This is a genomic window from Paenibacillus riograndensis SBR5 (assembly GCF_000981585.1).
Taxonomy (GTDB): domain Bacteria; phylum Bacillota; class Bacilli; order Paenibacillales; family Paenibacillaceae; genus Paenibacillus_AQ; species Paenibacillus_AQ riograndensis.
Window position 1 is genome coordinate 3,310,781 of the sequence record NZ_LN831776.1, and the last position, 12,838, is coordinate 3,323,618.

A 12,838-nucleotide genomic window follows, 5' to 3' on the forward strand; every position below is an offset into this window, starting at 1 on the left:
TTCCCGCCGCTTGCTCTTTTTCTCTGTTTTGGGCTCCGGTAAATCTTTAGTCCCGGCTGGCCTGAACGATTTTATCGGCAATCTCCTTGGGCGCATAATGGGGAGCGGCCATATGATCCCCGGTGCCTTCAATGAAACGGTATACTCCTAAATGGCCGGATTGAACCGGATGCCAGCCATAGGACGGGAGCTCGGGCATCGCGATATCCTCGGTCAGATACAGATAGCTTTTTGGTGTTTTCAGGCTGTAGAACTTCTTAAGGTCCAGCTTCTGAAACAGAGGGCCTGCCGGTTCAGGTATCACCTTTTTATAGAGCAACTTTGCCTGCTCCAATGTAGCTGTATTGACGAAGGTGTCACGGAACAGGTCAAAGGGAAGCATGATGGTGTTGTTGCCCGAGGCCTTGCTGAGTCCCAGGAACAGCTCTGCTGCCGGAGGGGGAAATTGATCGGCTGCGCTCTGTCCGTCCAGCGGGGCGAAGGCATCAAAAAACACCAGCCGCTTCAACCGGTCGGGCACTTGTTCGGCTGTTTTTTGGATGACTGTGCCTCCGAAGCTGTGTGCAAGCAAAATAATATGATGGAGATCCTTCTGCTTAATAAAATCAACGACAGACTGTGTCTCCTGCTCGTGTGTAACATTTTTGTCCGGATCCGCTCCATGCCCGGCATACTCCGGCGTGTAGACGGTATGTCCCATTTTCCGCAGCTCAGCCGCAATGCCATCCCAAAAGCTTGCATCCACCCAGGCCCCGTGTACGAGGACAAAAGTTAATGCTCCGGAAGGTGCGGGTTTGCTTTTTAATGCTGATGCTTCGGCTGCGGCTCCACCAAAAGGCAGTGCCGTCAAAAGAACAAGAAATGCCATGAAAATGGCGAGCGTTGGCAAGGTTTTGTTTCTGATCCATTTCATTTTTCGGAAGCCTCCTGAAGGTGGGTTGGTCAAGTCATTACCTTGAGATTCTGCCCCAATGCATTCCAAAAAATGTGCTTGCCAGACAAAGGTTTTGGTAAAAAAAACTGCGGGTGGACTCTCTTCCCCAATCGTATATATAATCAAGTAGAAACGGCTTCGCAGGCCTCTAAAAGAGGCGGCTTCCGTTTCATCGAGAACTGCCGCCCATGAGCACAAGGAGGTTAAGGAATGCCCAGACTGGGAGGAGCAGGACAAAGACCACAGAAAAAACTCAGTCTTACCCTACTGCTGATCGGTCTGGTCACACTGGTGGTTCTGCTGACTTCGACGATCCTGCTCACCGCTTCATATCATTCAAAAAAAAAGTCGCTCATAGAAACGACCCTGAATTTGAATCTGGCCAATGCCGAACGCATGAGCCGGACAATGGATTCTCTATTCCGTTCCATGCGCAGCAGTATGGAATACAGCGCGGACAAGCTGTCCAAGCTCCATGAGCTGTCACCCGGGCAGGTGAATGATTACCTTGAATTGATGCGCAAGAGCAGCACTTATTTTAATTCAATTCTTCTGGTAGGGGCAGATGGAATCGTCCGCAATACCTCACCGGCAACGCTTGGAATGGAGGGCAAACCGGTTATGTCCCCCTGGGCGGTGGAAGCGCTTCGTCTTAAAAAACCATATCTCTCTGAGCCATACACCGCTCTTTCGACGGGGAGAATGATCGTTTTTATGAGTGAGCCGGTATATGACCCGGATAAACATTATCTCGGGCAGCTGGGCGGCACAATCTACCTGCAGGATAACAATATCCTAAATATGATCTTTGGCAACACGAATGATATTGACGCTTCCGGATCGTATTATTATATTGTCAGCTCCAGCGGGCATCTGCTGTTCCATCCCGACAAAGAACGGATTAACGAAGATGTCAGCAGCAGTGAAGTTGTCCAGGAATTGATGAAAGGCAACAGCGGGCAGAGAGAGGCGTTCAACATAAGAGGGGTCCGGATGCTGGCCGGCTATTCAAGTGTTCAGGCCAATGGATGGGGAATTGTAGCAGTATCCCCTGTGAGCTTCATTCAGGAGGAGCTGTGGAGCCAACTCCGTATTACTCTTGCTTATACGTTGATTCCCTTTGTGATTCTGCTGCTTCTTGCTGTTCTCCTGTCCCATCAATTAGCCCAGCCCTTTGTCATGCTTGCTGATCTGATGAGCAGAGTGGGCAAGGGAAAAGCAGAGCTGCCTGAACTGAAGCCGCACTGGAACCGGGAGGCGGACCTGTTGACCAAAGCGGTCACCATAGCCTGGAGTAATATCCAGAAGCATACAGACCAGCTCACCCAGGCAGCGATGACGGATCTTTTGACAGGCCTGGCCAACCGCAGATCCCTTGAGCTTACCATGAATCAGTGGATTGCCGCGCAGTTTTCGTTTTCTGTGATTGTGCTTGATGTCGATAAATTCAAATTTGTGAATGACACCTACGGCCACCTGGCAGGAGATGAGGTTCTGAAGCAGGTTGCAGATATATTGAAAATGAGCATACGTCCGGGGGATGTCTGCTGCCGTTATGGCGGAGAGGAATTCGTTGTGCTTCTTCCGCGAACCAAGGCTTCGGATGCTTATACCGTGGCGGAACGAATCCGCAAAACGCTGGAAACCTCTGTAGTTTCACAGACGGTAAAAGTGACCTCCTCCCAGGGAATCGCCCATTATCCGAGCCACGGCAGTTCTCTGGAGGAACTGCTGCAGCAGGCGGACCGTGCAATGTATAAGGCCAAAGGCCTGGGCAGGAACCGGACGGTTATAGCTGAGGAGTGAATTGAGGCATCTTCCGCTGAAGAAGGTGCCTTTTTGCAAATATAGTAATTTATATGCTTCGTGCTATATAGTATTCTTCTAAACGGGTACCGTCCTTATAAGGACGGTACCCGTTTCTGCTTGTGCGGCAGAAAAAATATTCACATGGGCCTGGGCGGATACATATTCTAACGCAGGAACGATAAAAAACGGATTGGCGGAAAGGAAGGCGTTCAGGTGACTTTATACATGGATTACAAATCACCCACTACCCAATTTAGCTTTGATGTGAATTCAAACACAACGTTTAAGAAGGATGATTGCAATTATATCAATACCTTGTCGGTCAAAGAGCTGAATACACTGGAAAATACATCGCTTCTTGATATATTTCTCAGCCGGTCGAACGTGGTGGAACCGCATTATCACCAGAATTCCGCTGAACTCGTCTATTGTATCTCGGGTGCTGCTGTCGTCTCGCTGATCAATCCGTTTACGAACGAGCTGCTGCATTTTCCCATTACACCGGGCCAGGTGGCCAATGTACCCCAGGGCTGGTGGCACTATGAAGTGGCTACAGTCGATTGTACCCATCTGCTGGCCATCTTCAACGCCCCTGTGCCAGAGGTCATTCTGGGATCCGATCTCCTGACGATTACCCCGGCGAATGTGCTTGCCCACACATACTGTCTCAATGAAGCCCAAGTGAAGGACACGCTGGCGCCGGTGAAGCCGGGTACCTTCATCGGACCGCCAGCAGACTGCTGCGAACCCGGCAAGACCGGCGGAGCAAATGCGGCTCACCCTAATAATATGGCTCCACATCCATACCCGCAGTCTCCGCAAATGCTGCAGCCTCTTGGCTATCAGCCTTCTCCGATGCACGGTTATTACGGCCAGCCGTATGTCCAGCAGTACCACGGGCAGCCTTATGTTCAGCCTTATCCGGGCCTGCAACCCGCGGTTGACCCGGCCGGGAATGTGTGAACCTAAACCCGGACTGAAAATCTGCCAGAACGATCCGTCTTCAGCATGCCCCCGTTGATTATGGAGCGGTGGGAATCCCTGCGGCCGTAAGCCCCGTGTTCCCGTGTCGTTATTCACCCGTCTGGTTGATTTTGTTAAAATTTATATGTTTTGGGGGATGCGACTTACCCCTTATTTCAATTGTATGGGGAAATTATACAGTGTGAAAAATGTGGATATCTTGGAAGCCTCAGATGGGGCTCCATCCGCGGACCGAGGAGACCTTATTTTGCCAAAAATCTTACTTTTTCAGCAGTTACGGACTCAGAAGCCGTTATATCGTTCGTTGGAGCCAGGAATAAAGGGGAAAGGGACAAATAAAGACATCTGAGTCCGTTGTCCTGCGGAATAGCCGAATCTTCTATCCATAACGGCTTTCCTGTCCGTAACGGCTGCGGATCGATCGCGAAGGAATAGGGCGATCCGTCTTTACCGGCTTCTTCGCAGATGCTAGTTGGAAAAAGGGAACTTATTTTTCCGAAAATTAAGAAATCCTGAGAGTGAAGTGGAAAAAGTAGACTTAATTGGGGTACTTTTCTGGTCCAATGGCGAAACGGGCTGAATTAGTGTCCCTTTTTCCACTTCATCTGCCCGAGGGTAGGGTACTCCGGCAAATTAGTGTACCTTTTTCCACTTAAAAAGTTGCCGTAGGATTCATGGGGAGTCGTTCTCCAGGTAACGCTAGACCAAGACGGCTGCGCTGTCCCGGGGAGGATGGCACAGCCGTTTTTGTTACTGTGTCCGAAGCTTTTATGGTATCTTATGGGAGTGGCTGCTGCGTCTAACCTACTGAGATAACGGAGAATGGAATCGGATGAAATATGTTACGGGTGCAGAATAATGTGAGCGCTTTTTGCTAGAGCATGAGCCGTCATTGATTCTGCTGGATATTAATCTGGGCCAAACCTCGGGTTTTGAGCTGTGCAAAAGGCTGAGGAAGACGATGAAGGCGCCCATTCTGTTCATCAGCGCACGCTCCAGTGATGATGATATTCTGATCGCTCTTAACATAGGCGGGGATGACTATACCCATAAGCCGTACACGCTCAGTGTGCTGCTCGCCAAGGTGAGGGCTGTGCTTAAACGTTATGGGGGCCAATATACTGTGGAAGCGCCGGAGATTCTGGAATTCGGGAAGGTGCGGACAACTGCTCGCTTTCCCGTGTGCGGGTAGACGGCGTAGAGGTCAAATTCACATCTATGGAGTACAAGCTCCTCTGCTATCTGGCACGCAACATGAACCGGATCGTCGCTAAGGAGGAGCTGTTTGCAGAAGTGTGGGAGATGCTATTGCCCCAAAACACAGCCACCCGCAGATGGCTTCCTGCGGGTGGCTTTGCTGTTAAGACAAGCGGACTAATACGCGGCCCCGCGTGTTGGATGTAAGGATATCCTCCAGAGCCGCAGGCAGCTCAGTTAAAGTAACCTCGCGGTCCACAAGCGCGTCCAGCCGCTCAGGCTTCAGATCAGAGGCCATCCGCTCCCAAATCTGAATGCGCTGCTCTATGGGACAAGCGACGGTATCGATCCCCAGCAGGCTTACACCGCGCAGAATAAAAGGCAGGACCGTTGCCGGCACCGCTGTTCCGGCGGTTAAGCCGCTGGCGGCAACGGAGCCGCCGTAGGCGATTTTGCTGAGCAGCGCAGCAAGCGGGGCGCCGCCGACCGAATCAACCGCCGCCTGCCACAGCTGCTTGTCGAGCGGCTTGCCGGACCCCCCGCTGACCTCTTCGCGCGAAATGATTTCGGCGGCTCCCAGCGTCTTCAGATAGCTGTCTGCATCTGCCTGGCCTGTACTGGCTGTGACCTGATAGCCTTTCTTGGCAAGCATGGCTACCGCCGTTCCGCCGACCCCGCCGGTTGCGCCGGTGACCAGCACTTTGCCCTTATCCGGCGCAGCCCCGTGAGCCTCCAGTGCCTGGATGGACATGGCAGCGGTAAAACCGGCCGTCCCGTAGATCATCGCTTCCCGCAGGCTTAGGCCTGCCGGCAGCGGCATGACCCATCCGGCAGGGATGCGCGCATACTCGCTGAAGCCGCCGTAATGGGAGACGCCGATGCCGTAGCCGGTGGCAATGACAGCCTGCCCTTCGTGGAACCGCGGGTCTGCGGAAGAGACGACTGTTCCCGACAGATCAATACCAGGGATAAACGGATAATTCCGTACGATGTTCCCGTTCGGGATACTTGCGAGTCCGTCTTTATAGTTCACACTGGAATAGGCCACACGGATCAGTACTTCTCCGGCAGGCAATTTCTCCAGCGAAAGCGGCTGGACCGCCACGGAAAAGGTCTCCCCTTTGTCCACAACCAATGCTTTAAAGGTTTCTGTCATGCAAGGTCTCTCCTTTTGACGAGCTGTAATGTAAATCAGTTATATATTATTTATTCTGACCGGTCAACTTTTTATTTTCTGTGATATAATATACATTATTCCCTAAATCGTGGAGGTCCTATGGTACGCTACAAGAAATCGGAAGAGAAACGCAAACAGATTCTATTCGCTGCCTTTCAGGCGTTGTCCGAGCTGGGGTACGACTCCGTAACCCTGCAGACCATCGCAGACCATGCAGAAGTCAGCAAGGGGGTTGTGCATTATTATTTTGACAACAAGGAAGCGGTCCTGGTGGAGCTGCTGGAATGGCTGACCGCCAAAATATCCGCCAAAGAGCAGGCAGCGGTGCAGGAGCAGCAGACAGCAGCAGGCAAGCTTAAGGCTTACATTGATTCCGCATTCCCCGGACCTGCGAAGAACCGTTCCTTTTACCGGGTATATCTGGATTTCCTGGCCAGAGCGAGCCGGATTCCGGTGTACCGGGAGATCAATCAGCGTTTCTATGACAACTGTGCACGGATCAGCACGGAGGTGCTGACACTGGGCCAGAAGGAAGGGATTTTTGCCAAGGAATTAGCCCCGGACACTACAGCCCCTGTGATCCGTGCGATCATTGACGGCTGCCTGATCCAGTGGCTGATGAAAGACGACGACGAGCTGCATGCCGCGTATAAGGAAATGTGCTATGAGGCGGTGATGAAGGTGCTGCGGGTGTGAAGGTCCCGATAGTACGGGAAGGTTGTGCTGCAAACCAAATAATATTATGTATAAAATGTGAACTGTAGTATATTGGACATAGATTGGTCAGAAAAAGGAGGCTAGCTCTATGTCGATTGCGACAACGATGATTATTCGGCTGGAAATCCGCAAGTCAGTTGCGACCTTTGGAGATGTGGCGTCGAGACTGGCTGCAGTTGGTGGCGATATCGTGGCCATTGACGTGATACGCGCAGGCAAGGATGTGACTACACGGGATATTACGGTCAATGTGCAGGATGCTGCGAATGAAGAGATTATTACGGTGCTTAAGGACATGCCGGGGATTAAGGTTATCAATATATCGGACCGGACCTTTCTTGCCCATATCGGCGGCAAAATTGAGATTACCCCCAAGATACCGATCAAGAACCGGGAAGATCTGTCACTGGTCTATACGCCGGGTGTGGCGCGTGTCTGCATGGCGATTGCTGAGGACCCGGGCAGAGCCTATTCGCTTACGATGAAAAGAAATACGGTAGCTGTCGTCACCGACGGCACAGCAGTGCTGGGGCTGGGCGATATCGGTCCGGAAGCGGCGATGCCGGTAATGGAAGGGAAGGCGATGCTGTTCAAGCAATTGGCAGATATCGATGCTTTTCCGTTATGCCTGGGTACCAAAGATCCGGAAGAAATTATCCGTGTTGTGAAAGCGGTTACGGCTGGGCTTGGCGGCATCAACCTGGAAGACATCAGCTCTCCGCGCTGCTTCGAGATTGAACGGCGGCTGTCCGCTGAATTGGATATTCCGGTGTTTCATGACGATCAGCATGGGACGGCTGTTGTAGCTTTGGCCGGTCTTTTGAATGCGCTGAAGGTAGTCGGCAAAAGGCTAGAGGATTGCCGGATCGTCGTGGTTGGCATCGGGGCAGCGGGTGTGTCGATCTGCCGTCTGCTGCTGGCGGCGGGGGCACGGAAGGTGTATGCGGTTGACCGGGCAGGCATTCTGCACAAGGGACAGACGTATGACAATGCCGAGTGGAGCTGGCTTGCCGAAGCCACCAATCCCGAGGGGCTGACCGGAGGGCTGACGGAGGCGATGCAGGGGGCAGATGTGTTCATTGGGGTATCCAGTGGGGGCATTTTGAGCGAGGATCATCTAAAAAGTATGGCGGAGGACAACATCGTGTTTGCCATGGCGAATCCGACCCCCGAGATCGAACCGGAGCTGGCCGAGTCTTATGCCCGGGTCGTGGCGACAGGAAGAAGCGATTATCCGAATCAGATCAATAATGTGCTTTGTTTTCCGGGGATTTTCCGCGGGGCGCTGGACTGCAGGGCCAAGGTGGTCAATCTGGAAATGAAGCTGGCTGCGGCTCAGGCGATTGCTTCGGTGGTTCATCCGGACGAGCTCAATGAGCAGTATATCATCCCGAGTATTTTTAATGAAAAAGTGGTTGAAGGCGTACGGGAGGCGGTCATCCGGGCCGCAATCGCAACAGGTATGGCCCGCAGGCTTCCGCCTGATATTTCGGAGTAAGACAAGGACAACAACAAGTTTTTCACATCATATTTGCCGGCAAAAGGGTACAGTGAGAAGTGTCGCTGTATCTTTTTTTTGACTTAGCTGAGTTTCATTCATAGGAGGACATATGTACAGCAGAATTCATATCATGGGGGCTTCGGGAGCGGGAACCAGTACCCTGGGGCGGGCTTTGGCCGGACATTTGCCGCATGTCCATTTGGACAGCGATGATTATTTCTGGGAACATAAATATACTCAACAGACAGAGCTTACTGAAAGATTGCGGACGATCCAGCGTGATCTTGATCAACAAGAGCCTTATATTTTGTCCGGTGCGGTCTGCGGATGGGGGGACGGGCTGCGTCCGCGCTTTGATCTGGTTGTTTTTTTGTGGATTCCGCCGGAAATCCGGCTAGAACGCCTGAGAATGAGGGAGAATGAACGTTATGGTGCGGACAGTCTGCCTGGCGGCAGCATGTATCAGGAGGTGCAGACTTTTATGGAGTGGGCGGCTTTATATGATACGGCAGGCCCGGAAGTCAGAAGCCGGGTGCTGCATGAGGAATGGATGTCACATTTACAGTGCCCTGTGTTAAGGTTGGAAGAAGATATGACCGTGGCTGCGCGTGTGGAGGCTGTACTGCGGGAGTATGCTGCTAAAATAACCCAATAAACCAACAGAAAGCGGGATAACTGCATATGGTCACTATTAAGGAAATTGAATTCGAATCACTAGGCGCATTGAACAGGCTCTACGATGAGCTGATCGGTGGCCCCACGGACCCGCAGAAGCTGGAAGCGGCCTTTCAGTCGGTGAAGGCGGACAGCCGTTACATACTGTTAGGCGCTTTTGTAGACGGGGAGCTGCTGGGCTCGATGATGGGCATCATCTGCCAGGATCTTGTTGGCGATTGCCGTCCGTTTATGGTGATTGAAAACGTAGTAGTTTCTTCGCGGGCACGGCGCCAGGGCCTCGGCAAAAAGCTGATAGCCGCCCTGGAAGCCATTGCTCACGAAAGAGACTGCTACTACATCATGTTCGTCTCCGGGGAGAAGCGGAAGGAAGCGCATATTTTTTATGAGGCGATGGGCTACCGGGAAGAGAAGGTGGAGGGATACCGTAAGCATCTGAGCTCGCATTGAGGGCAGCTTACGGTCCCGGCACTCTTGCTGCTGCAGTGTTCTGACATATCAACAGTAATGGTGGACAGCCCGCCTGTTCGAATATCAGCTTCCCGTACTCTTATAATGCCTCACCCCAAAACGCCAGACCAGCAGCGAAAAACCCAGGAATGCCGCACCGGCAGGAAGGGCGAGATATCCCAGCCACTGCGGGTAATCCCAGCCGCATACCGTGGCCGCAGGGTAGAAGCTGATAAAAAGCATGGGCAGCACAAAGCTGAACATGCTTTTTAGTGCTCTCGGCATGTAAGGCTCGGGACAACGGGTGATCTGGTAGCTGGCATTGGTCAGGAGATAGATCCAGTCCAGGCCTTTGATGGTAAAGAACGCAAGCCCCGAGGTAAGCACGAATACCCCGCAGTACATGACACAACCTCCCGCCAGCGCCATGGCGAGGACTAGAAGCTTCCCCGGTGTAAGGGAGACCCCAAGCTCCGAGAGTGCCCAGCCCATGGCGCAAATCCCCGTAACCGGGCGGACCAGACGGTGCAGATGAAACCTGGAGGCGGCCACCTGAACGAAGAGGGAGCGGGGGCGGAGCAGCAGCCTGTCGAAGTCGCCGGAGCGCAGCATCTGCCAGGGGAAATAATCGAAGCCCCGGCACAGACTCTCCGCCAGACCAAAGGAAGCGACCGCTAGTGCATAGACCAGAATAATATGGGCCACCGTCCATTCCCCAATGTTGCCGAAGCGGGAGAAGAGCAGCACAGTCGCAATCGGGTCCGAGATGACCACGACCAGCACCTGGATCAGCATCAGCCACCAGCCTTTGTATTCCATGCCCGACAGCAGGTGCATCCGCAAGTATTTGAAATAGATTTTGCTTTCAGCGATCATCCTTCTGTTCACCCTCCCTGTACGATAATGCTTCGGAGTTTATGGTTCATGATGGTTCGTCCGGCCGCGATAAAGACGGCACTCCAAAAGAACTGCAGGCCAATTGCAGGCAGTGCGGCGGATGGCATCAGACTGCCGACATACAGCTGAACCGGGATATCCGCAAACCCGCCAAACGGCTGGAGATAGAGAAAGGTCTGCATGAAGTCAGGCCAGAGCCGGAGCGGAAGATAAGTGCCGGACAGGATTCCGCTGAACAGCAGCAGCATATACGTAGGCCCGTCACCCCAGGTGATATTCAGCCTTATCGCCGTCACGAACATGGCAAAAGAGGAGCACAGCACAAAAGCCATCACGACAGACAGCAGGAAACAGGCAAAGCCAAGAGCGGAAGCCGGGGCACCAAGTGCGTAACCCGCAGGCATCAAAAGACCGGTCAGGATGGTGGCAAGGCTGCGGAGCCAGGAGGTGCCCAGCTTGCCCGCCGAGCTTTTGACGAACCAGTGTGTGTACAGATTCAGGGGGCGGCACAGCTCGACTCCGACATCGCCGTTGTTGATTTTACCCATAATCTCACTGTCAATGCTCATTGTTTGCAGCACAAACAGCCCTTGGGCGAGCCACACATAGGATATGGTTTGCGGTAAAGCAAGCCCGTTGTTATTCCAGGCTCCGTTATCGCTGTATGTATAAAACACGGTAAACAGCACGCATTCCAGCAGTCCCCAGAACACGCTGACGAACACGCCGGATATGGCGGAAGCGCGGTACTGCAATCCTTCGGCCATACGTATGCGGAAGAGGGAAATGCAAGCCTTGAAGGTACTCCGGAAATTCATTTCACACCTCCTGAAAGTTTTGTGAGCTTTCGCTTAAACCAATGACAGGTCATTATACATGGCTGCAATCATAGCATCCGTATTTACCTTCGTAATTACCTCGGGAGCATACTTCTCCTGCAGGCCGCCAAGCCGCCCGTCATACAGCAGCTGTCCATGTCCGATGACCATCACCCGCTCGCAGAGCGCTTCAATGTCATCCATATCATGGGTGGTCAAGACCATGGTTACCCCGTAATTGCGGTTTTCTTCTTTTAAAAAGGTGCGCAGCGCAAGCTTGGATACGGCATCAAGCCCGATGGTCGGCTCATCCAGGAAGAGGATTTTGGGCCGGTGCAGAAGGGCGGCTACCAGCTCGCAGCGCATCCGCTGCCCCAGGGACAGCTGTCTGACAGGTGTTTTTAAAAGCGCTTCCACCCCAAGGGTTGCCGTTAGCTCAGTAAGTCTTGTTTTATAATCCCCGGCGGGTATCGCGTAAATATCCTTCAGCACGTCAAAAGAGTCCGCGACCGGCACATCCCACCACAGCTGGGACCGCTGCCCGAACACAACGCCGATCTTGGAGACATGCTCCACACGATTCTTCCATGGAACCTTGCCCATAATGGTGCATTCGCCGCTGTCCGGGGTGAGGATGCCGCTCATCACCTTGACTGTAGTGGATTTGCCTGCGCCGTTAGGCCCGATGTATCCCACAAGCTCGCCTTCCGCAATCTCAAAGCCGATTCCAGCCAGCGCTTCCACATGCGTCACATTGCGCATAAAAGCCCCCCTCAGCAGCCCCCATTTTCCCTCGGGCCGTTTATACACCCTAAAGGTTTTACAGATATCTTTGAGTACAATTTGCATCTGGTGCACCTCCTTCGTGCAGAAGATCATAACATTTACAGGCCGCTGAGATAAAATGGCATTCTCCCGTCCGTGGTTCCACCCGAGTAGCATTGGAGGGGATATCACATGAAATTACTCCATTTTTCATAAAAATGCTTGCTATCTTGACATTTCCGTGCTATATTAATTTTATAGTTAACGCAAGTAAACCATAGTTTTTTTTACATATGTGTCTCAAAAATTGTCTTTAAGTACCGGTGAATTTTTCACCGGTATTTTTGCGTTTGTACGCCTTTTTTCTGCCAGATGGGAGGTCCATTTGTGCTGCATTGGAGCAGCAGATTTCTGTACAGTGGGAAACTCAAACGATTGGGCAGGGAGCGCAGCACACTCCAATACGCTAAGCTATTGCAGGCAGGCTATATGGTGAAATGAGAGGTAGAAATACCTTTGATTTCGGCGCAGACAGGCTATGTGGCAGGATGAGAGGTAAAAATACCTTTGATTTCGGTGTGGACAGGCCATATGGCGAAATGAGAGGTAAAAATACCTTTGATTTTGGCGCAGACAGGCTATGTGGCAGGATGAGAGGTAAAAATACCTTTGATTTCGGTGTGGACAGGCCATATGGCGAAATGAGAGGTAAAAATACCTTTGATTTCGGTGTGGACTACCCCATATGGCGAAATGAGAGGTAAAAATACCTTTGATTTCGATGTGGACAGGCTATGTGGCGGAATGAGAGGTAAAAATACCTTTGATTTCGATGTGGACAGGCCATATGGTGAAATGAAAGGTAAAAGTTTCCAAAGGAAATAAAGAATATACTGGCCGCGCTTCATTAACGT

14 protein-coding genes are annotated in these 12,838 nt (G+C 52.2%); 9 read left to right on the forward strand and 5 right to left on the reverse strand.

Annotation, left to right across the window (positions count from 1 at the left end; all coding sequences use genetic code 11):
- Positions 1-46: 46 nt before the first annotated feature.
- Positions 47-913, reverse strand: coding sequence for an alpha/beta hydrolase (locus PRIO_RS13570; RefSeq protein WP_020434068.1), 867 nt, complete (start codon positions 911-913; stop codon positions 47-49).
- 231 nt (positions 914-1,144) lie between these two features.
- Between PRIO_RS13570 and PRIO_RS13575 the strand changes: the two genes are divergently transcribed.
- The 4 genes from PRIO_RS13575 (at position 1,145) to PRIO_RS36750 (ending at position 5,131) form a co-directional block, all read left to right on the forward strand.
- Positions 1,145-2,740, forward strand: coding sequence for a sensor domain-containing diguanylate cyclase (locus PRIO_RS13575; protein ID WP_020434069.1), 1,596 nt, complete (start codon positions 1,145-1,147; stop codon positions 2,738-2,740).
- 228 nt (positions 2,741-2,968) lie between these two features.
- Entirely contained in the window at positions 2,969-3,706 is a 738-nt protein-coding gene (locus tag PRIO_RS13580) for a cupin domain-containing protein (RefSeq protein WP_046502916.1), read from the forward strand.
- Positions 3,707-4,598: 892 nt separating this feature from the next.
- Positions 4,599-4,919 carry a response regulator gene (locus tag PRIO_RS36745; RefSeq protein ID WP_231869886.1) on the forward strand — a complete coding sequence of 107 codons (321 nt, stop codon included), beginning with the start codon at positions 4,599-4,601 and terminating at the stop codon, positions 4,917-4,919.
- Positions 4,920-4,945: 26 nt separating this feature from the next.
- Positions 4,946-5,131 (forward strand): winged helix-turn-helix domain-containing protein, encoded by a 186-nt coding sequence (locus tag PRIO_RS36750; protein WP_231869887.1) that lies wholly within the window; start codon positions 4,946-4,948, stop codon positions 5,129-5,131.
- Here PRIO_RS36750 and PRIO_RS13595 read toward each other — a convergent pair.
- Positions 5,088-6,080 (reverse strand): acrylyl-CoA reductase family protein, encoded by a 993-nt coding sequence (locus PRIO_RS13595; RefSeq protein ID WP_046502922.1) that lies wholly within the window; start codon positions 6,078-6,080, stop codon positions 5,088-5,090. The two genes, PRIO_RS36750 and PRIO_RS13595, sit on opposite strands and share 44 nt — an antisense overlap.
- 120 nt (positions 6,081-6,200) lie before the next feature.
- Here PRIO_RS13595 and PRIO_RS13600 point away from each other — a divergent pair, with 120 nt between their 5' ends.
- The 4 genes from PRIO_RS13600 to PRIO_RS13615 all read left to right on the forward strand — a co-directional run bounded on the left by PRIO_RS13600 (position 6,201) and on the right by PRIO_RS13615 (position 9,444).
- A complete protein-coding gene (locus PRIO_RS13600) occupies positions 6,201-6,797 on the forward strand; it encodes a TetR/AcrR family transcriptional regulator (protein WP_020427575.1) in 597 nt (198 codons plus the stop codon).
- Between the two features lie 109 nt (positions 6,798-6,906).
- Positions 6,907-8,316, forward strand: coding sequence for an NAD-dependent malic enzyme (locus tag PRIO_RS13605; RefSeq protein WP_020427574.1), 1,410 nt, complete (start codon positions 6,907-6,909; stop codon positions 8,314-8,316).
- A 112-nt stretch (positions 8,317-8,428) separates the two neighbouring features.
- Positions 8,429-8,974 carry an AAA family ATPase gene (locus PRIO_RS13610; RefSeq protein ID WP_020427573.1) on the forward strand — a complete coding sequence of 182 codons (546 nt, stop codon included), beginning with the start codon at positions 8,429-8,431 and terminating at the stop codon, positions 8,972-8,974.
- A 26-nt stretch (positions 8,975-9,000) separates the two neighbouring features.
- Positions 9,001-9,444 (forward strand): GNAT family N-acetyltransferase, encoded by a 444-nt coding sequence (locus PRIO_RS13615; RefSeq protein ID WP_046502925.1) that lies wholly within the window; start codon positions 9,001-9,003, stop codon positions 9,442-9,444.
- 84 nt (positions 9,445-9,528) lie between these two features.
- Here PRIO_RS13615 and PRIO_RS13620 read toward each other — a convergent pair whose 3' ends face one another.
- The 3 genes from PRIO_RS13620 to PRIO_RS13630 are packed head-to-tail and all read right to left on the reverse strand — an operon-like array spanning position 9,529 to position 12,008.
- Positions 9,529-10,320: an ABC transporter permease gene (locus tag PRIO_RS13620; RefSeq protein WP_020427571.1), complete on the reverse strand. Its 792-nt coding sequence runs from the start codon at positions 10,318-10,320 to the stop codon at positions 9,529-9,531.
- An 8-nt stretch (positions 10,321-10,328) separates the two neighbouring features.
- Positions 10,329-11,159, reverse strand: a complete 831-nt coding sequence (locus PRIO_RS13625) for an ABC transporter permease (RefSeq protein ID WP_046502929.1) — start codon at positions 11,157-11,159, stop codon at positions 10,329-10,331.
- A gap of 33 nt (positions 11,160-11,192) precedes the next feature.
- Entirely contained in the window at positions 11,193-12,008 is an 816-nt protein-coding gene (locus PRIO_RS13630) for an ABC transporter ATP-binding protein (RefSeq protein WP_231869888.1), read from the reverse strand.
- A gap of 464 nt (positions 12,009-12,472) precedes the next feature.
- On the opposite strand from PRIO_RS13630, the gene PRIO_RS13635 reads away from it, so the two are divergent.
- Entirely contained in the window at positions 12,473-12,688 is a 216-nt protein-coding gene (locus PRIO_RS13635; RefSeq protein ID WP_231869889.1) for a hypothetical protein, read from the forward strand.
- Positions 12,689-12,838 lie beyond the last annotated feature (150 nt).

Excerpts from the sequence above, each read along its gene's own strand:
- PRIO_RS13620 (WP_020427571.1), bottom strand. The coding sequence starts at position 10,320 with ATGATCGCTGAAAGCAAAATCTATTTCAAATACTTGCGGATGCACCTG.
- PRIO_RS13605 (WP_020427574.1), top strand. The coding sequence starts at position 6,907 with ATGTCGATTGCGACAACGATGATTATTCGGCTGGAAATCCGCAAGTCA.
- PRIO_RS13575 (WP_020434069.1), top strand. The coding sequence starts at position 1,145 with ATGCCCAGACTGGGAGGAGCAGGACAAAGACCACAGAAAAAACTCAGT.
- PRIO_RS13595 (WP_046502922.1), bottom strand. The coding sequence starts at position 6,080 with ATGACAGAAACCTTTAAAGCATTGGTTGTGGACAAAGGGGAGACCTTT.
- PRIO_RS13600 (WP_020427575.1), top strand. The coding sequence starts at position 6,201 with ATGGTACGCTACAAGAAATCGGAAGAGAAACGCAAACAGATTCTATTC.
- PRIO_RS36750 (WP_231869887.1), top strand. The coding sequence starts at position 4,946 with ATGGAGTACAAGCTCCTCTGCTATCTGGCACGCAACATGAACCGGATC.
- PRIO_RS13630 (WP_231869888.1), bottom strand. The coding sequence starts at position 12,008 with ATGCAAATTGTACTCAAAGATATCTGTAAAACCTTTAGGGTGTATAAA.
- PRIO_RS13615 (WP_046502925.1), top strand. The coding sequence starts at position 9,001 with ATGGTCACTATTAAGGAAATTGAATTCGAATCACTAGGCGCATTGAAC.
- PRIO_RS13625 (WP_046502929.1), bottom strand. The coding sequence starts at position 11,159 with ATGAATTTCCGGAGTACCTTCAAGGCTTGCATTTCCCTCTTCCGCATA.
- PRIO_RS13580 (WP_046502916.1), top strand. The coding sequence starts at position 2,969 with ATGGATTACAAATCACCCACTACCCAATTTAGCTTTGATGTGAATTCA.
- PRIO_RS13635 (WP_231869889.1), top strand. The coding sequence starts at position 12,473 with ATGAGAGGTAAAAATACCTTTGATTTCGGTGTGGACAGGCCATATGGC.
- PRIO_RS13610 (WP_020427573.1), top strand. The coding sequence starts at position 8,429 with ATGTACAGCAGAATTCATATCATGGGGGCTTCGGGAGCGGGAACCAGT.
- PRIO_RS13570 (WP_020434068.1), bottom strand. The coding sequence starts at position 913 with ATGAAATGGATCAGAAACAAAACCTTGCCAACGCTCGCCATTTTCATG.